Origin of the sequence: Bartonella sp. AC70YNML, assembly GCF_042196545.1 — a bacterium.
Taxonomy (GTDB): domain Bacteria; phylum Pseudomonadota; class Alphaproteobacteria; order Rhizobiales; family Rhizobiaceae; genus Bartonella.
This window is the reverse complement of record NZ_JBHIQK010000002.1, coordinates 276,874-296,005: the sequence shown is the minus strand read 5'-3', so window position 1 is coordinate 296,005 and position 19,132 is coordinate 276,874. Positions and strand designations below refer to the sequence as shown.

Annotated in this window: 15 protein-coding genes; 6 read left to right on the top strand and 9 right to left on the bottom strand. The window is 37.1% G+C overall.

Features of this window, described 5'->3' with window-relative positions:
- Positions 1-585 precede the first annotated feature (585 nt).
- From ACFIMU_RS03325 to ACFIMU_RS03315, 3 genes are all read left to right on the top strand, one after another.
- Complete coding sequence (locus ACFIMU_RS03325) at positions 586-2,259, top strand: formate--tetrahydrofolate ligase (protein WP_375606199.1); 1,674 nt, start codon at positions 586-588, stop codon at positions 2,257-2,259.
- A gap of 185 nt (positions 2,260-2,444) precedes the next feature.
- Positions 2,445-2,678, top strand: coding sequence for a 30S ribosomal protein S21 (gene rpsU, locus ACFIMU_RS03320; RefSeq protein ID WP_273717519.1), 234 nt, complete (start codon positions 2,445-2,447; stop codon positions 2,676-2,678).
- Between the two features lie 1,608 nt (positions 2,679-4,286).
- Positions 4,287-4,847 carry an SH3 domain-containing protein gene (locus ACFIMU_RS03315; protein WP_375606198.1) on the top strand — a complete coding sequence of 187 codons (561 nt, stop codon included), beginning with the start codon at positions 4,287-4,289 and terminating at the stop codon, positions 4,845-4,847.
- Between the two features lie 46 nt (positions 4,848-4,893).
- On the opposite strand, the gene irrA is transcribed toward ACFIMU_RS03315, so the two are convergent.
- On the bottom strand, positions 4,894-5,406 hold the full coding sequence (irrA, locus tag ACFIMU_RS03310; RefSeq protein WP_375696813.1) for an iron response transcriptional regulator IrrA: 513 nt from the start codon (positions 5,404-5,406) through the stop codon (positions 4,894-4,896).
- Positions 5,407-5,638: 232 nt separating this feature from the next.
- On the opposite strand from irrA, the gene fabA reads away from it, so the two are divergent.
- From fabA to fabI, 3 genes are read left to right on the top strand one after another with little or no spacing between them, the layout of a single operon-like run.
- Positions 5,639-6,148: a 3-hydroxyacyl-[acyl-carrier-protein] dehydratase FabA gene (gene fabA / locus ACFIMU_RS03305; protein WP_375606196.1), complete on the top strand. Its 510-nt coding sequence runs from the start codon at positions 5,639-5,641 to the stop codon at positions 6,146-6,148.
- Positions 6,149-6,205: 57 nt separating this feature from the next.
- The gene (fabB, locus tag ACFIMU_RS03300) at positions 6,206-7,426 is read left to right on the top strand and encodes a beta-ketoacyl-ACP synthase I (RefSeq protein ID WP_375606195.1); all 1,221 of its coding nucleotides are present in this window, start codon (positions 6,206-6,208) and stop codon (positions 7,424-7,426) included.
- 48 nt (positions 7,427-7,474) lie between these two features.
- Positions 7,475-8,293, top strand: a complete 819-nt coding sequence (gene fabI, locus ACFIMU_RS03295) for an enoyl-ACP reductase FabI (RefSeq protein WP_375606194.1) — start codon at positions 7,475-7,477, stop codon at positions 8,291-8,293.
- Between the two features lie 1,932 nt (positions 8,294-10,225).
- Here the strand turns inward: fabI and gpsA are convergent.
- From gpsA to dnaN, 8 genes are all read right to left on the bottom strand, one after another.
- Positions 10,226-11,233 (bottom strand): NAD(P)H-dependent glycerol-3-phosphate dehydrogenase, encoded by a 1,008-nt coding sequence (gene gpsA, locus ACFIMU_RS03290; protein ID WP_375606193.1) that lies wholly within the window; start codon positions 11,231-11,233, stop codon positions 10,226-10,228.
- Positions 11,234-11,633: 400 nt separating this feature from the next.
- The gene (gene cyoD, locus ACFIMU_RS03285; RefSeq protein ID WP_375696812.1) at positions 11,634-12,365 is read right to left on the bottom strand and encodes a cytochrome o ubiquinol oxidase subunit IV; all 732 of its coding nucleotides are present in this window, start codon (positions 12,363-12,365) and stop codon (positions 11,634-11,636) included.
- On the bottom strand, positions 12,365-13,033 hold the full coding sequence (locus tag ACFIMU_RS03280; protein ID WP_375606191.1) for a cytochrome (ubi)quinol oxidase subunit III: 669 nt from the start codon (positions 13,031-13,033) through the stop codon (positions 12,365-12,367). The genes cyoD and ACFIMU_RS03280 overlap by 1 nt, the downstream gene beginning before the upstream one ends.
- Complete coding sequence (cyoB, locus tag ACFIMU_RS03275) at positions 13,030-15,048, bottom strand: cytochrome o ubiquinol oxidase subunit I (RefSeq protein ID WP_375606190.1); 2,019 nt, start codon at positions 15,046-15,048, stop codon at positions 13,030-13,032. Before cyoB ends, ACFIMU_RS03280 begins: the two co-directional genes overlap by 4 nt.
- Before the next feature lie 84 nt (positions 15,049-15,132).
- Positions 15,133-16,104, bottom strand: coding sequence for a ubiquinol oxidase subunit II (gene cyoA, locus ACFIMU_RS03270; protein WP_375606229.1), 972 nt, complete (start codon positions 16,102-16,104; stop codon positions 15,133-15,135).
- 131 nt (positions 16,105-16,235) lie between these two features.
- Positions 16,236-16,688 (bottom strand): type II 3-dehydroquinate dehydratase, encoded by a 453-nt coding sequence (aroQ, locus tag ACFIMU_RS03265; protein WP_375606189.1) that lies wholly within the window; start codon positions 16,686-16,688, stop codon positions 16,236-16,238.
- Positions 16,689-16,743: 55 nt separating this feature from the next.
- A complete protein-coding gene (recF, locus tag ACFIMU_RS03260) occupies positions 16,744-17,877 on the bottom strand; it encodes a DNA replication/repair protein RecF (protein WP_375606228.1) in 1,134 nt (377 codons plus the stop codon).
- A gap of 20 nt (positions 17,878-17,897) precedes the next feature.
- Positions 17,898-19,019 carry a DNA polymerase III subunit beta gene (gene dnaN / locus ACFIMU_RS03255; RefSeq protein WP_375606188.1) on the bottom strand — a complete coding sequence of 374 codons (1,122 nt, stop codon included), beginning with the start codon at positions 19,017-19,019 and terminating at the stop codon, positions 17,898-17,900.
- Between the last annotated feature and the right edge of the window lie 113 nt (positions 19,020-19,132).

Genomic DNA, 19,132 nt, shown 5'->3' with positions numbered 1-19,132 from the left:
TTAGCTTATAATCGTAGCGATTACATGAGTAGCGTATGTTGTTGTTTTCTTTTTTCAATCTATGCGCTTGTTTTTGGTCTCTTCCGGATTATACTCTCTACTCAGTTAGGTAATTTTTACGTGCTTATTTCTAATTGTTCCATAACTGAATGTTTCTAGATATTTTATTCCTAGCAGTCCCATCTTAAGAGGGATTTCAGATGTGCCGCCATAAATTCCGGTTTACCACCATGTGAAGCTTTTTCAGTGTGTTGTTGGAAAGAATAAATAAACTACTTCTCGAACATACTACTATGAAACACTTATGGTATCCATTAATATCATCAGCATTTGTTGCAAACCAAAGCTTCTTTTCGCAATATTTTTAATTGAATTAAACGTATTTTTACTGCTTAAAAGCAAAAAGATTCTTTTTCCTAAAAAACAATAAAACTCTTCTTGTGCTTCTTTAGCATTATCTCTTGCATGGCATATCATCGATTTCTATGATATCTTAATATTTTTCCGTTCTCTATGAATTTTTCTAATTAATCCATGGGTACAGATTTCAAACATTAATAAAAGCTGAATTTAAAGAATTTTTCCATGCCTAAAACTGATATTGAAATTGCTCGCACTGCTAAAAAGCAACATATTATTGAAATTGCACAAAAAATTGGTATCTCACATGAAAATCTCATTCCCTATGGCCATGATAAAGCTAAAATTTCTTCTGAATACATAAAATCGCTTAATAAAAATCCAGATGGTAAACTTATCCTTGTCACAGCTATCAATCCCACACCTGCCGGAGAAGGCAAAACAACAACAACAGTTGGACTAAGTGATGCTCTTAATCTTATTGGTAAAAAAACAATAGCTACCTTGAGAGAACCATCTTTAGGTCCCTGTTTTGGTGTAAAAGGCGGTGCTGCTGGTGGTGGTTATGCGCAAGTCATTCCAATGGATGACCTTAATTTACATTTTACCGGTGATTTTCATGCTATTACAGCTGCTCATAATCTTCTTGCCGCAATGATAGATAATCATCTTTATTGGGGAAATACTCTAAACATTGATCCACGTCGCATTGTTTGGAAACGCGTTCTTGATATGAATGATCGTGCATTGCGCGATATTGTCATTTCATTAGGGGGCATAACAAATGGTTTTCCACGCCAAACAGGTTTTGATATTACTGTTGCATCAGAAATTATGGCGCTTCTTTGTCTCTCTGAAAATTTAGAAAACCTTACACAAAGACTCAAGAAAATTATTGTTGCTTATCGTTATGATAAAACGCCCATCACCGTTGCTGATCTTAATGCAGAAGGTGCAATGGCAGTTCTTCTAAAAGATGCTATACAACCCAATCTCGTACAGACAATTGAAAATAACCCTGTTCTCGTTCATGGAGGACCTTTTGCTAATATTGCTCATGGCTGCAACTCAGTTATAGCAACAAAAACTGCTTTAAAACTCGCTGATTATGTTGTCACAGAAGCAGGATTTGGAGCCGATCTTGGAGCAGAAAAGTTTTTCGACATCAAATGTCGGCAAGCAGGTATTGTACCAAATGCTACCGTGATCGTCGCAACTATTCGTGCATTAAAAATGAATGGTGGTGTGGATAAAAATAACCTGACAGAAGAAAATATCACCGCTTTAGAAAAAGGAGCAGCTAATCTTTTACGACATATAAAAAATATGAAGCACTACGGTATTCCTTGTGTTGTGGCTATCAATCATTTTGACAGCGATCGCGATGCCGAAATAAAAACATTACAGAAAATAGTTGCAACAACTGGACACAAAGCTATTATCTGTAAGCATTGGGAACAAGGTGGGAAAGGCGCTATAGAACTTGCACAAGAACTCGTTACCTTGATTGAAGAAAAAAAATCTCATTTTAAGATTCTCTATCAAGATGATATTCCCCTCGTTCAAAAAATTAATTGTATTATAACAAAGCTATACGGTGGGCGTGGCGCCATTATCTCAGCCCCTATTCTCAAACAACTTGAATCTTGGGAAAAAGAAGGTTTTGGCGCCTACCCTATTTGTATGGCAAAAACACCTTATTCTTTTTCTGCTGATCCCAAGCAATATGGTGCGCCTGTTGATTTTGAAATTCCCGTACGAGAAGTTCGTCTCTGTGCGGGAGCCGGCTTTATCGTTGTCATTTGCGGAGATGTTATGACCATGCCTGGACTACCCCATTATCCCACGGCTGAAAAAATTCATCTTGATGAAAATGATCAAATACAAGGACTTTCATGAGTTTATAATCATGAACTCTATCATTCATTATAAAAAGCATTTTATTACAAAAAAAATAGAATTTTTAAAAGCGATATAGACAAATGTCTTATTTATATGATATAAGCGCTTGTTCTTTTGGATATGCCTTTAAAAGGACGTAGATTTTTCTATTATTTGTGACACTGAAAAAAGCAGGATAAATAGTGCAAGTACTCGTTCGTGATAATAATGTTGATCAAGCGCTCCGCGCGTTGAAGAAAAAGATGCAGCGTGAAGGTATCTTCCGTGAAATGAAAATGCGTAGTTATTATGAGAAGCCATCTGAGAGGCGTGCTCGTGAAAAAGCTGAGGCTATTCGTCGTACACGTAAGCTTGCTCGTAAGCGTGCACAAAGAGAAGGTTTTGTTAGTAACGGACGAACTGTTGCAGTGAAGTAATATGCTTTTGTGTATGCGTTATCAAAATGGCATGAATTGTAGTGTAAATAGGCTATCAGAAATTTTGTACTTATAGAATATTGTAAATGAGTTTTTCTCATAAGGCGTGTGTTATAGTATTTAGAATTATCTGAGCATAATGGGTGTTTTGGGTCTATAAATGCAGTGATTTTTACTCCACTCTTCGGCATTTCAAGCACTGCATAACAAGCTGCAGTTCGGTTCTTTAAATCGACTTATTGCTGTACAAAATTAAGGAGAGAGTACTGGATATTTTGTAATGGCATTTTGCTATAGTTTTTCATCTCTCAAATAGCTCTTTCTTATGTACCGCTCACGTGCTGGTTTTCTTTTTTTCTATTAAAATATTCTGCATCTTTCGAAAATTCTAGATTATATTGCAAAGCACAAATCACTATTGCAATATGCGATTATGTATGTGTAGAGATATGATATCAAATACATAATCCTCGTTCCCTTCACTTATATAACGAAATGATTCCATAATTTTCGATATCTTTTGATTTTATCCCTTTACAAAGGGAAGAATTTTAACCACTGCATTACAGCTTGGTTTTTCTTGATAAATTTCTTCCCCTCATCAATTATGTTATTCACCTCATAGCGTATCGAGCAAACCTTCCCCTGAATATTTCATTTAATTTTCTTTTTCTCTAACTCAGTATAAAAGAAAATTGACAATAAACAAAGAAACCACTGTGATTTTAATATGTGTGAATATGTGCCTTATCTTATCATTTTTTATGAAAATATTTTTACAATTTAAATAACGATTAAAATGTATAACATATTGATTTATTATTATAAATAAGCGTTTTTCATATTAAATAATAACTATGAATACCGTAAAGCTCTCATCATACACCCTCTCATATTGAATCAATCAAGATTATCTTCTTGTACATCATAAGCGGGATTCGTATGCAAATAGAATAAAAGCTATTTAAGAAAAAACAAAAAGGCTTCTTATGAACACCATAAATAATAGGAACTGCATAACATTGAAAGCTGGTAAATAGAACGATGGAGCCAGCTTATCTACCATACGAATAAGGATTATCATGGCATAAAATTATAATGTAGCAAATTTTATAAAGTGGATTATCACGAAAAAGTATCCTGTTAGCCCTTCATATATCAATCTACTCTACAATGCTGCTCATATTTTTACGCTTAACTGTTTTTATTTACCGTATTATTTTGTTCATTCAAAACTCTTTTCAAGCCACACAATAATCCCTTTACTGAACAGCTCTTTGTTCATAATATGCATACATGCACTTTTACTTCGAGAAACAAACTTAGAAAAGAGATGCAATACTTTAGCCCTAATTTCCTGTACACTTTACTGTTTTATCACGCGCACAGCTACATAAAAATCCAATGTTTATTTATATCTACCCCCTCATAAACAAGATAAGCACTAAGAAATACAAACCTTTTGTTTTCCTTATTTTGATATTTTTGTAGCAATTTTTTCATCGTTTAGATCTCTTTAACGAGCAGTGTGTCATACTTTTTATCAGTTTCCAGTCTTATCTTTCAGATTTTAAATTTCCAATATATGATGAAATAAAGGAGTTCGGTGTGCAAAGTTCTCGTTGGTTTCGCGTTTCAATACTCGCATCATGTATCTTAATAGCAACAGTCATTGTATTAGTTTCACCTCATTTGTTGCATGCACAAACATTTAATCAAAATTTAGGGCCCAGTGGTTTACCACTTCCGCGATTTGCTTCGATTAAACCTACCCGTGTTAATGTACGCGTCGGACCAGGAAGCAACTATTCTATCATTTTTACCTACCAAAAGAAGGGGTTACCTATTGAAATCATCCAAGAATATGATCAATGGCGCAAAATTCGTGATGCAGAAGGCGATGAGGGGTGGGTGTATCAATCGCTTTTATCGGGAAAGCGAACTGCTATAACTATTCCATGGCAAAAAGATAAAACAAAAAGGCTGATGCTACGAAAAAAACCCACCGACAACGCAGAACTTGTGGCGGAAGTAGAACCTAACGTCATTGGTAATATCCGCCAATGTGATGGACAATGGTGCGAACTAAACATTAATAATACACGCGGATGGCTTCAACAACCCCAGTTATGGGGAATCTATCCTGATGAAAAAGTAAAAGGCTGGTGAATGCTCAAACTCAACAAGTTTAATTTTTATTCCTCATTGAATATCCTCACTGCCTATCACAAGATTGATTTTTTGGTTTCAATCGCACGATTAAATCAATATGTGAAATTTCCATACCTTCTGGTGGCTTAGGCAAATTTCTAATAATGGGAGCTTCTTCCAAATTATAAGGAATATCAAGAATACGATTTTCGCCTTCTATATAAAAATGGTAGTGATCAGAGGTATTGGTATCAAACCAAGTTTTTGAGCCTTCTACGGCAATAATCCGTAATAATCCCGCTTCCGTAAATTGATGAAGTGTATTATAAACCGTTGCTAAAGACACAGGTACACCTGCCCTCACCGCTTCCTCATAGAGCTCTTCAGCAGTAATATGACGATTTCCTTGAGAAAAAATCATATGTGCAAGTTCCAACCGCTGACGTGTTGGACGCAGACCATTTTGACGCAAACGTTTTTCTAACATAGAAATGGAATAATATTGCACAACTTTTCTACACTCTTTTGTGGACTGTTGCTCTTCATTCATATCTAAATTGTCTGCACTCACTGACATATTACAAACTCAAATATATTCCTGCTAAATAAGATCAAAATACAAAAAAATGGGAATAGTATGGTGTAATCTTGTATTCCATTTTTAAATAATTACCTATGTAGAATACATAAAAAAAGGCTTTTGTCATTAAAAATGATATAAAACCATTTCCCTCTCTTTAAAATTTGCTCTAAAAGTAGGTTGGGAAAAGCGCAGAAATTAAAGATATATGCAAATAAATGGAGTAACAATGGCTGAACAAAAGTCTCGCTACACGTATGAAGAGCTTCTAAGCTGCGCTCGCGGCGAAATGTTTGGTAGAGGTAATGCGCAATTGCCAGCACCGCCAATGTTGATGATTCATCGAATCACTCAAATTAGTGAAACTGGAGGTAAATACGATAAAGGAATGGTTCGCGCCGAATTTGACATTACACCAGACATGTGGTTCTTTAATTGTCACTTTATAGGCGATCCCGTTATGCCAGGATGTCTCGGACTGGATGGTATGTGGCAATTAACAGGTTTTTTTCTTGGTTGGCTAAACGAACCAGGAAAAGGGAGAGCGATATCAACAGGTGAAGTAAAGTTATCAGGGATGGTAACTCCACAAACCAAAATTCTTGAATATGAAATAGATTTTAAGCGTATTCGACGTGGAAATTTAGTCTTAGGAATAGCTGATGGGTGGCTAAAAGCAGATGGAGAGACTATTTATAAGGCAAACGATTTACGCGTTGCTTTATTCAAAGAAGATTGAACATTGTTTCCATCAGAAAAAACTTTTCACTATTCTGTATGGAACGAGGAGGTATGAATGCGTCGAGTTGTTGTAACCGGAATGGGAATTGTCTCCGCAATTGGAAATAATCCTGGAGCTGTTTTAACTAGTTTACGTGAAGCAAAATCCGGAATTTCTTACGCACCTCAATATGCTGAATTAGGCTTTCGTAGCAGAGTTTATGGCAAACCTGATATTAATATAGAAGAACTCGTAGATCGACGTGCTCTCCGTTTTCATGGGCGTGGAACAGCATGGAATCACATCGCTATGGATCAAGCAATTGCTGATGCAGGTCTAGAACCGCATGAAGTATCGAACGAACACACGGGTATTATTATGGGTTCTGGAGGTGCTTCAACACATTCAATCGTAGAAGCTGCTGACATTACACGCCAAAAAGGTCCAAAACGTATTGGACCTTTTGTTGTCCCTAAAGCGATGAGTTCTACAGCATCTGCAACATTAGCAACTTTCTTTAAAATAAAAGGGATCAATTATTCAATCTCTTCAGCTTGTGCTACCTCCAATCATTGTATTGGTAATGCTTACGAAATAATTCAATATGGTAAACAGAAGCGCATCTTTGCTGGTGGCTGCGAAGATTTGGATTGGACACTCTCTGTTTTATTCGATGCCATGGGCGCTATGTCCAGCAGATATAATGACACCCCTCACAAAGCTTCACGCGCTTATGATGTTAATCGTGATGGTTTTGTCATTGCTGGAGGGGCTGGCGTTTTAGTTCTTGAAGATTTAGAACTTGCTAAAGCACGTGGTGCAAAAATCTACGGAGAAATCGTTGGATACGGTGCAACATCCGATGGACATGATATGGTTGCCCCATCAGGAGAGGGAGCAGAACGATGCATGCGCATGGCCCTTGCAACAGTCAATAATAAAATTGATTATATCAATCCCCATGCGACAGCAACTCCTGTTGGTGACCCTCCTGAGATAAAAGCTATCCGTCGTGTCTTTGGAGCTGGTGATCAATGCCCCCCTATTTCCGCTACCAAATCTCTAACAGGACATTCCCTGGGAGCAGCAGGTGTTCACGAAGCAATCTATACATTGTTAATGATGAATCATAATTTTATTTGTGAAAGTGCCCATATTGAAGAACTTGATCCAGCTTTTGCTGATATGCCTATCGTTCGTGAACGACGTGATCATCAACAACTGAATACCGTATTGTCAAATACTTTTGGCTTTGGCGGTACCAATGCAACGCTTGTTTTCCAACGTTATGTATAAACAAAAGTTCTTAGTAATTGAAAAAAGTACGGTCTTACGGAGAATAATATGAAAGGTTTGATGGAGGGCAAACGCGGCCTTATTATGGGAATTGCGAATGACCATTCAATTGCTTGGGGCATTGCCTGTCAGCTCGCACAAGCAGGAGCTGAATTAGCGTTGACTTATCAAGGAAATGCTTTTGGAAAACGTGTTCATCCCCTAGCAGATAAACTTGGTTGCAAATTAGTGCTAGAGTGTGACGTTGAGAAAAGTGAAAATATTGATTACGTCTTTGAACAACTTGAAAAAGAATGGAAAACAATTGATTTTATTGTCCATGCCATTGGTTTTTCAGATAAAAATCAGCTAAAAGGGCGTTACGTTGATGTCACAACACGTGAAAACTTTCAACGCACGATGGTTATTTCAGCTTATTCCTTTACTGAAATTGCCCAGCGCGCGGGTAAACTTATGCCCAATGGAGGAACACTTTTAACTCTTACCTATGGTGCTTCACAGCAAGTTGTGCCTAATTATAACATCATGGGTGTTGCTAAAGCAGCTTTAGAAGCTATGGTACGTTATTTAGCAGCGGACTTTGGTCCTCAAAATATCCGCGTCAATGCAATTTCCGCTGGTCCTGTTAGAACCTTAGCAGGTAATGGTATTGCAGCTGCACGGGCAATATTTTCACATCAACGCCGTAATGCCCCATTACGTCGTACCGTGAATATTCATGAAATTGGAAAATCTGCTCTTTATCTACTCTCTGACTTATCATCAGGTGTTACAGGTGAAATCCATTATGTTGATTCAGGCTATAACATTATGTCTATGCCAATACTTGAAGAACTAAAAAAAAGTGACGATTCCCAAGAAGGATAATTTTTATTTGCACTAAAAAATAAAATCAATCATGTACATAGTGCTTTAGTCGGGTATTGAGTACGTTCTCAACTATATAAAGTGTATTGACTTATAATAATATGACGTAAGGCATATGTGCAAATGTTTGTAAGAATAAGTGAACACAAAACCAGATGTACTATGCCTTGTTTCGCAAAATATTTTATAAAAGCCGGAATATTTCTTCAATCCATGGTTGATAAAGTGTGTATTTATGACGTTATTTACCTTACTAAAGCATACGCTTTTGCCATTGTTTATAAATCAATATCCAACCCTCATGCCACCCCAGTTTGAAACAGAGATTAGAGAATTATTAAAACCCTTAGTTTCAGCTTTTGTATAGCAAATTGAAAAAAATATTCCTACCGTTTGATTTATTCTTGAAACGCAAATACAATCTAATTTAGGAAGAATATGAAGGCGTAAAGAAATCAATCATTAATCTTACTATTATTCTTTAATGAGGCTTTACGATTTTAAAAGCATCTATATCAATGTTTTTTTAATAATGGAGGTTACGCTTTACCTCACACCTTTATTTTTCTCATTCTTTAATGAAAGCATTTCTCTAATGTATCAGTTAAAATAGAACGCCTAAAAATACTATAGCTGTTGCTCTTTCATGCATTTTTTTTAAAGATATCTCTCAATGCACGCCATTCCATTTCACAATGGTACCTGTAAAACATATAAAAATCCCTGTGAAGTACATAAAATCCTTTTTTCACCACCATTTTAATGTTTATACAGATGACAAACTGACACTGTCATTTTACTTGCCATGTTCTAATGTTGAAACAACCCTTGACACTTGAGATGATTCATTAGAAGTATTTTTAATAATTTTTATCCACATACTAACCCGCTTGTGACAAGCAAACACATATTTTTAATTAACTCAATACAAAAATAAAATGAATTATTCATATAAATCAATTTTTTATCTTTATAATCACATTATTTTTCAGCTTAAATGACAGCCACAAACAAGTACAATAATATTTTTTTCAATCTTAGACTTTCAAAGTTATAATTCCAAAAATCATTTCTTGCATATAAAAAACAAAATTGACATGTGAGAGAATAAAAGGCTTAAATATCTCTACTGAACAGCTTCAAGTGCCAAGAGCTGTCTCAACATTGGGAGGTGTAATGATGCTCGTCTTCCTCCTTCATAAACGTAAAGATGGGGATGCGCACAATAGCTTTATCGTTACACTATTCACGGTCACCGTCGCAAATTGGACTTGGGAATTTTAAGAGAGGTCTCTTTAAAACAAGCACGTGAGTATGCAACAGCAATCGTGTTTTTTTGGCGTTCTATTTTACCTGATACATCAGAGAAATGCTTTCATTAGAAAATGAGAAAATAAAGGTGTGAGATAATCTCCATTATTTAAAAGATATTGCTTTAAGATAGCATAAAACTGAATTTAAAAATGATTGTAGAAATGGGAACTGATTTTCAGCTTTAAAATTTCATCTTCTTCCCAAATTAGATTGTCTTCTTGTTTTAAAAAATTACAAAAACAGAGATTCACAATATCCCTTCCCCAATATTCTTAGCTTATACGTTACATAAATAAGATGCTTCTACCTAATGAGTCTTGTATTATTCTGTTTGCAAATATCATTGTGAGATGAATTTAAGAGACAATAAAAGTATCTTGTTCATTACATTACATAAACATGTGTAAGTGGAAACGATAATTTATCTTAAAAGAGATAGCTCTTAGACAAAAGCAAAAACTTTTATATTTCAGCCATGTTTCATAAAGAATCGAATGATATGAATCTATAATTTGCTGGAATATGACTGCCTTATACAACCATTAATACAATCTATTTTATATGTCTATCATAGCATGTTTCTATTTTTTACGATTGGAATTATTAATAAACAGGATATCATTGTATTTCGTCCTTGAGGGCGCGGCCTAGTAATGTGTTTGCCGCTTCAGTTATGTTTTTACCACAATAGAGAATTTGATAAATTTGTTCTACAATGGGCATTTCTACCCCAATACGCTGCGCCAACGTATGTACTTCCTTGGTATTTAAGTATCCTTCCACAACCTGACCAATTTGTTTTTCTGCTTCTTTTATATCTATTCCTTTACCAAGAAGTATTCCAAAACGGCGATTACGCGACTGATTATCAGTACATGTCAAAACCAGATCACCTAAGCCTGTCATTCCCATAAATGTGGCAAGCTCAGCACCCATAGCCCCCCCTAAACGACTGATTTCAGCTAGTCCTCGTGTGATAAGAGCTATTCGTGCATTTGCCCCAAAACCTATGCCATCTGATATTCCTGCACCAATAGCAATAACATTTTTGACTGCCCCCCCTAATTGAACACCAATCATATCTGAACTTTTATAAACTCTAAAACTTTTGTCACAATGAAAAAGTTGCTGCAATTCTTTACCAAACTCAACATCAGAAGCTGCTATCGTCATTGCAGTAGGCCAACCAATAGCTAGTTCTTGAGCAAAAGTTGGTCCAGAAAAAACAGCTAAAGGAATTTTTTCACCTAAAATCTCACGAGCAACCTCTTGTAAGAAACGTCCAGTCCCATGTTCTAAACCTTTTGTAGCCCAAATAACGCGTGAATGCTGATCTAAATAAGGCTGAATATTATACAAGACTTGATGAAATACATGGCTTGGAACAGCGATTAATATATTGTGACTTGCCGTTATTGCAATTTCAAGGGAAGCTTCAAGTAATAAATTTTCAGGAAATTGAATATCGGGTAAATATACTTGATTACAACGTTGTTCCTGTAATTCTTTGATATGTTGAGGACTATATCCCCAAAGTAAAACATTATGACCATTACGGGCAAGAGCTATCGCTAATGCAGTACCAAAAGAACCAGCACCTATAACTGTCATTGCAACGGTTTTCATTAAATTTTCTAATTATTCTCTAAATTTTTGATTTCAATTGCATATTATTATTACAAATAATTTTAATGCTATCTTTAATATAAATTCTTTAAATCTAAAAATATTACTGCTTCATAGCTTTTTTATCTCACACAATATAAAAACTTGTTGCGCACATTCTCTTTCTTTGTAGTAAAATTTTACAAACATCACTTTTTGTATATTCTACAGATAGCTATTTGTCTCAAAAATTAAAGATTGACTAAATACCCCACAGACTTTCTCTTTTAAATTAAAAGTATATTCAAAATAATAATACTCATTCCACTGATATCTTGTACTTATCTCCTGCTTTATATCCTACGAATTTCTTCTACGGAGCTGATACATGCCGCATCAGCTCCGTAGATATTTCTAACAACTACTCCACAGGAAACTGCTGCGTATTTTGATCTTGCCCCATGGGCATTTCTGAACCAGGTGCTTGATCTACAGGAGTTTGCGTACCTAGACTCTGCCCCGTGGGCATTTCTGAACCAGGTGCTTGATCTACAGGAGTTTGCGTACCTAGACCCTGCCCCATGGGCATTTCTGAACCAGGTGCTTGATCTACAGGAGTTTGCGTACTTAGACCCTGCCCCATGGGCATTTCTGAACCAGGTGCTTGATCTACAGGAGTTTGCGTACTTACACCTTGCTCCATCGAAACCTCTGAGCCCTGTATCTTTTCTGGCTGTTTTCTTACGGATATATCTTTATTTGATAACGGCTCAGATACTGAAGAACCATCTCTACTTGATATTTCCGGTTCAATAACACGTCCTGAGCCACCCATCATATTATAATTCAAATGAGAAATAGCCCACCATGTACCCCCAATAATAATAAAAACACAAATAGCAGCAAACCATAACGCATTTAAATTCCACTTGGCATCTGGACCAGAACTCAAGTGTAAAAAGAAAACAATTTGTACTACAATCTGAATAATCGCCATCCCAATAAGATATGCAACTTTTGTACTGACTGCCCAACTTTCCATCATTCCATACATCACAGGAATAAAAGAACCCAAGGTGAAAAATACAGCCAGAATAAAACCGACCAAATAGGAACCAGTACTGGGACCATGTGTTTCATTTTGCATGCTCATCACAACGCTCCTAATAGATAAACCATGGTGAAAACACCAACCCATACAATATCAAGTAAATGCCAAAAAATGGAAAGGCACGCTAAACGTGTTTTATTATCCTGATCCAAACCATTACGACGAAGATGACAAAACATCACGACCATCCAAAGAAGACCAACACTCACGTGAAGACCATGGGTGCCAACCAAAGCAAAAAATGCTGACCAATAAGCAGAAAGTATCTCCCGTCCAAAAAGCTGTAAACCTGTTGCAGGATCAATACCCGCATAAGCATTTGGATCGAAATAAAAAACCTCACTCAAAAGTTCATGAAATTCGTAAAGTTCCATACCAATGAAGCAACACCCCAATACAAAGGTAATAGCCATCCATAAACGCACACCACTGATGTTATTTTTATGTGCTTGTACCATTGCAAAGCCATAAGTGACGGATGAAAACAACAAGAAAGCAGTCTCAACCAAAACAAACTTTAAATCTATAAACTCACTGCCCGCTTTACCACCACCATAAGAAGCAGAAAAAACAGCAAAACTTGAAAACAGTGTCGAAAACAGGATTAAGTCTGAAAGAATATAGACCCAAAAACCAAACGTCATTACCGAGCTACTATCGTGGTGAAGTTCATCTATAGTACTCGCGTTATTCATTGTTACAGCACTCATACCGTCACTCCTTGTTCTTTAAGAACAGCCGTAAAGGCATCTTCAGTTTTTTGCACTTCTTCAGCTGGAATATAGTAACCATGATGATCACCTGTTAATGAATGACACACAAGCGTTACAATAAAACCAATCAGCCCAACAGCAGCAAGCCACCAAATATGCCAAACAAGTGCAAAACCAACAACTAATAAGAAGAATCCCGCAATAATTCCAGCCGATGTATTCGACGGCATATGAATTTTTGTGAATCCACTTGTCGGACGTTGATAACCACTTTTCTTCATATTCCAATAAGCATCATCAGACTGTATCTTTGGAAGGAGGGCAAAATTGTAGGCAGGAGGCGGTGAAGAGGTAAACCATTCAAGTGTACGTGCATCACCCCAAGAATCATTCAACGTTACCGGTAGGTGACCTTTATGCTTAATACCATACCAAATCGCCAAAACAACCTGTAACACAAAACAAAGGATACCAAGCAAGATAATAAAAGCACCTAGAGCAGCAATAATAAACATCGGCTGCCAACTAGGTTCCATGTAATGCTGGAGACGACGTGTTGCACCCATTAAACCAAGCGCATAAACAGGGAAAAACGCAAGGTAAAAACCAATAAACCAACACCAGAAAGATGCAATACCTAGTATGCGATTTGGTTTATAACCAAAAGCTTTTGGAAACCAAAAAGCAAGCCCTGCTAAATAAGCGAAAACCACACCTCCAATAATTGTATGATGGAAATGCGCTATCAAAAAGAGCGAATTATGAAACTGCCAATCTGCAGGAACAATAGATAATAAAACACCAGTTAACCCACCACCAACAAACGTAAAGATCATTCCCATGCACCAAAGCATTGGAGGCTCAAAGCGAATCCGACCTTTATACATCGTGAGCAGCCAATTAAAGACTTTTACACCTGTTGGAACTGCGATGATCATCGTAGCAATACTAAAGAAGGTATTTACAGCTTCACCACCACCCATTGTAAAGAAATGATGTCCCCAAACAAGAAGCGAAAGAATCAAAATAACCACCATGGCCCATATCATGGAAGTATAACCAAAGAGGCGTTTTGAAGAAAAAGTTGAGACAACTTCAGACACAATGCCAAAAGCAGGAACAACCAAAACATACACTTCAGGGTGACCAAAAACCCAAACATAATTAATCCACACCATTGGATTTCCACCACCAACGTTAGTAAAGAAATTCATGTTCAAATAACGATCACATGCCAAGAGCGCAAAAGCAACAGTTAAGACAGGATAAATAACTACAATAAGAACATTGCTGACAAAAGCGCTCCAACAAAAAATAGGCATTTTCATCATTGTCATTCCAGGAGCACGCATTTTAATCATCGTTGCAATAAAATTCACTGATCCCATTGTTGTTGCAATACCAGAAAGCTGAAGAGACCATAAATAATAATCTACCCCTGTATCTGGACTCGTTTGTAATTCTGTAAAAGGTGGATACATCAACCAACCACCACGACCAAAATTACCAACACCTAGGGATATATTAATCAAAATCGCCCCAGCTGCCGTAATCCAAAAACCCAGATTATTTGCAAAGGGAAAAGCAACATCACGCGCACCAATTTGAAGCGGTATAAGATAATTAAAAAGACCAAATAAAATAGGCGTAGCCATGAAAAAAATCATGATCGTACCATGCGCCGAAAAAATTTGATCAAAATGCTCAGGAGGTAAATAACCTGCTGTTTCACTCCCAAGAGCTAAAGCTTGATGCGTTCGCATCATAAGTGCATCCGCAAAACCGCGAACAAGCATAATAATTCCAAGAACTATATACATTATGCCTATGCGCTTATGGTCAACAGTTGTAATCCAATTTCGCCATAAAATTCCCCACCACCCAAGCGCTGTCAGAGCAACGACAGCAATTAAACCAACCAAAACAATCGCAATACATGTATACAAAACGATCGGTTCATGTGCAAGCGCATGAAAAGCACCTGCCGTAGGATCTGTAAGTCTTCCAAACATTTCTCAACCCATTTCAAATGAAATTTAAGTTTAAAAGAAACCTTATATTAAAAATATTAAAAGGGCTCTTTCTCTATTGACCCTTTAAATAACATCAGGATCAAATACTGAACACAGTGCACCCCATAGCGTCTGAGCAGCAGCACGTTTCATTAAATCTTCATTACACACCGTATTTTCATCGACACATCGATTAACAACACGATAGTAAAGCCGCTTCTCAACAGGTGCAAAATAACGAACTTCAGCATCTTTTTCCTTCGCAGCAATATCACCCATACGAGGCGCAATAGAAAGTTGACGATAAGATGTACGATCAAGTACTCGACCATTAGCCCGAGCTTTTACAATCCAATCCTCAAAATCCCGCGAAGACACAGAATGCCACTTAAACCGCATACCCGAAAAACCATCACCACTGTAATTTGCTGAGGTCCCTTTGAATACCCCTTGTTCTTCAGCGACCAAATGCAACTTAGCATTCATCTGCGGCATAGCGTAAAGAACCGTACCCAATTTGGGAACCCAAAAGGCATTGACAGAATTCTCTGACGTCAATTGCAATAAAACTTGACGTCCTTCAGGCGCGTAAATTTCATTAATCGATGCAACACCATATTCAGGATAAATAAAAAGCCACTTCCAATCAAGAGCTACAGCATCAATCTGCAATGGCTTTCCTTCACCCACCACCTCTACTGGAAGGGGATTTGTAGGCTCAAGCTTATAGGTATAATAAGTTGTTAATGAACCTAAAACCATTATGATTACAATGGGAATACTCCACATCAACGCTTCAATTTTATTTGAATGCGCCCAATCAGGAGAATAGTCCGCTTTCACATTCGATGCACGATATTTTATAGCTAAAAATACCACACTCACCATTACTGGAATGACAACGCAAAGCATAACAGCCACACAAACAACAATCAAAATTAACTGTTGACGTGCAACATAACCTGATGGCTGTATAACATCAATTTTACAACCAGACAAAAGCAGTGCTCCCCCTAAAATCACAAGCATCTCTAATTGTCTAACAAAGCTTTTCATCTTCATTTACCCCCGTCATACGCACTAAAAATTGTCATAATATAACACCTTAATATTGTACAGATTTGAAAATAATTATCAAGTGAATTCAATGCCAATACTACTCTTATCCAACGTTTGCTCTTTACCTATCACAAATTAATTATTTTGCTTAATTGTTTTGCAATATACTCAAGTGCAAACCGATATCCATCACCTCCACACCCAGTTATGATAGCGTCTACACCTGCAGATGTATAAGAATGGTGACGAAAAGCTTCACGCTGATAAATATGAGATAAATGAACTTCTACTTTCGGCCCTGAAAACATTTTTAGGGCATCGAGAAGTGCAACAGATGTATGACTGTAAGCCGCTGGGTTAATGATCAATCCAGAACTTGCCTCTATTGCTTCTTGTATCCATGCTACTAATTGCCCTTCACAGTTACTTTGATAAAAATTTATTATGATATCATTTTTTTTTGCCCATTCTCTGCATCTTTTTTCAATACCTTCTAGAGTTTCAGTTCCATAAATTCCTGGCTCACGTTGACCTAGAAAATTTAAATTAGGACCATTTAAAATCGTTATTATCTCTGACATAGCAAGCCTTTTCTTTCAGAGTCATCACTTATTAGAAAAATATTTAGCATGTTTTTTACAGCAATAAAGCTCCATTCTTAATCTCAAAAAATTCTGCGCGTCCTTTTAAGTCATCAAATAAAACACGATCTGTTCCTGTCATAAATGTTTGTACAGCTAAATCATCAAGAATATCAAATAGAGCAGCACGTCGATGCGAATCAAGATGAGCAGCCATTTCATCAAGAAGAAGAATGGGAGATCTTTCCGACATCATACCTGTTAGACGTGCATGACACAAAACTAAACCTGTTAGCAGCGCTTTTTGTTCACCTGTTGAACACGATGTTGCTGTTCTATTTTTATCAGAATAAAAAACCTGCAAATCTGCACGATGTGGTCCTTCTAACGTCCGACCAGCAGCACGATCCATTGCGCGATTATGCCGTAATCGATCACAAAATTGTTCTTCAACTTCAGTTGCTGATATTTCATTAAGAGCTGTTTCTAAAAAACCATCAATTTGCAAAAAAGCTCGTGGAAAAGGTATATGAGACGGCATTTGTGTAAACATGTCATTTAAAAGCCGAATAACATCAACACGCGCCGCAGAAATAGCTGTCGCCAATTCTGCCATTTGCTTTTCTAAAGCATCAAACCAAACACAATCTTCATTTCCATCTAAAAACAAACGATTTCGTGCGCGCATAGCTCTATCATAATCGGCTATGCGGCGCCTATGCAACGGATCAATCGCCAAAACCATACGGTCCAAAAAATTACGGCGCTCAAGTGAAGGACCTGTAAAAAGACCATCCATAGACGGTGTTAGGACACTAATATGACAATAATCTGTTAAGCAATCACCTGGTTCACTCACACCATTAATATGGACCTTTCGACTGTTATCGCTAACCTCCAAAGCTGTACCAATCTTTACTTCACCATAAAGAGCACATTCAAGACGTGCAAATACAACGAATCCTTCACCTCCGCCCTCTACAAAGCTAACATCAGAATAAGCAGCACGTCGCAAACCACGACCAGGAGAAAGAAAAGATAACGCCTCTAAAAGATTCGTCTTACCAGCACCGTTATGGCCAGTAAAAACCACATGCTGACCCGAAAAATGAATATTAAAAAAAGAATAATTACGATAACGTAAAAGCTTCAGCTGCCTCACTGCCACTTTGTGCACACGACTCGCCATGCATTGCAAAACAATTGCCCCTAAACGCGAATAGGCATCAGTACATAAAGCACATCCGCATCATCATTATCACGAATCAGAGCTGGTGCTCCAGCCTCAGCCAACATAAAAACCATCTCATCACTTGAAAGCTGCCCAGCAATATCCAAAAGATAACGTGAATTAAATCCTATCTCAAGCGGTTCAGATGCATAAGTTACTGATAACTGATCTTCTGCACTGCCCGAATCTGGGCTATTAACAACAAGCCTTAACTGTCCATGCTCAATCGTTAATTTAACTGCACGCCCCCGATCACTTGAAATCGTTGAAACACGATCAACTGCAGAAGAAAAGTCCTGCCTATTAACAATTAATTCTTTATCATTTCCAAGAGGGATAACACGTTGATAATCTGGAAATGTTCCATCAATTAATTTTGATGTAAAAATCACAGAGCCTATAGAAAAACGAATTTTTGTCTCCGAAAGCTCTATACATACATCGCTATCATTTTCTTCTGAAAGAAGTTTTTGCAATTCTCCTACAGCTTTACGGGGAACAATAACTCCAGGCATTCCCTCAACTCCCGAAGGAGCTTCCATCTCAACTTGTGCCAAACGATGACCATCAGTTGCAACCAAACGCAATTTCAAAACACCATCATTAATAATATGGAAATAAATACCATTAAGATAATAACGGGTTTCTTCAGTAGAAATAGCAAATTGTGTACAATCAAGTAAATGTTTTAAGCCTGATGCCGATAGAGAAAAACGATAACCAAATTGCCCAGGAAGCGACTCTGGAAAGTCTGCCTTCGGAAGACATTGAAGCTGAAAATGTGCACAACCCGAAACAACGGACATTGTACCTGCTTGATTCTCATCGAGGGATAATACAACTTCATTGCTATCAGGAAGTTTTCGAATGATATCATAGAGCAAATGTGCCGGAACAGTTGTTGCTCCAGCTTGTTTAACATTAACTGCAAAAGATTCCATAACCTCTAAATCAAGGTCTGTTGCTTTTAACTGTACACGGCCATTTTCTGCATCAATCAACACATTCGATAAAATAGGAACAGTATTACGGCGCTCTACCACACGGTGAACCCGACCAAGAGACTTGAGAAATTGACTGCGATCAACTGTAATACGCATAAAAGCCCCGTATGATTTACTAAAAACTATAAAAATTCCTTAGAATTAAAGAATAGATCCCTTTAGAGAATCGCCTGCTAGAGTTTATTAAACCTCTCTTAAAATGGCAAGTC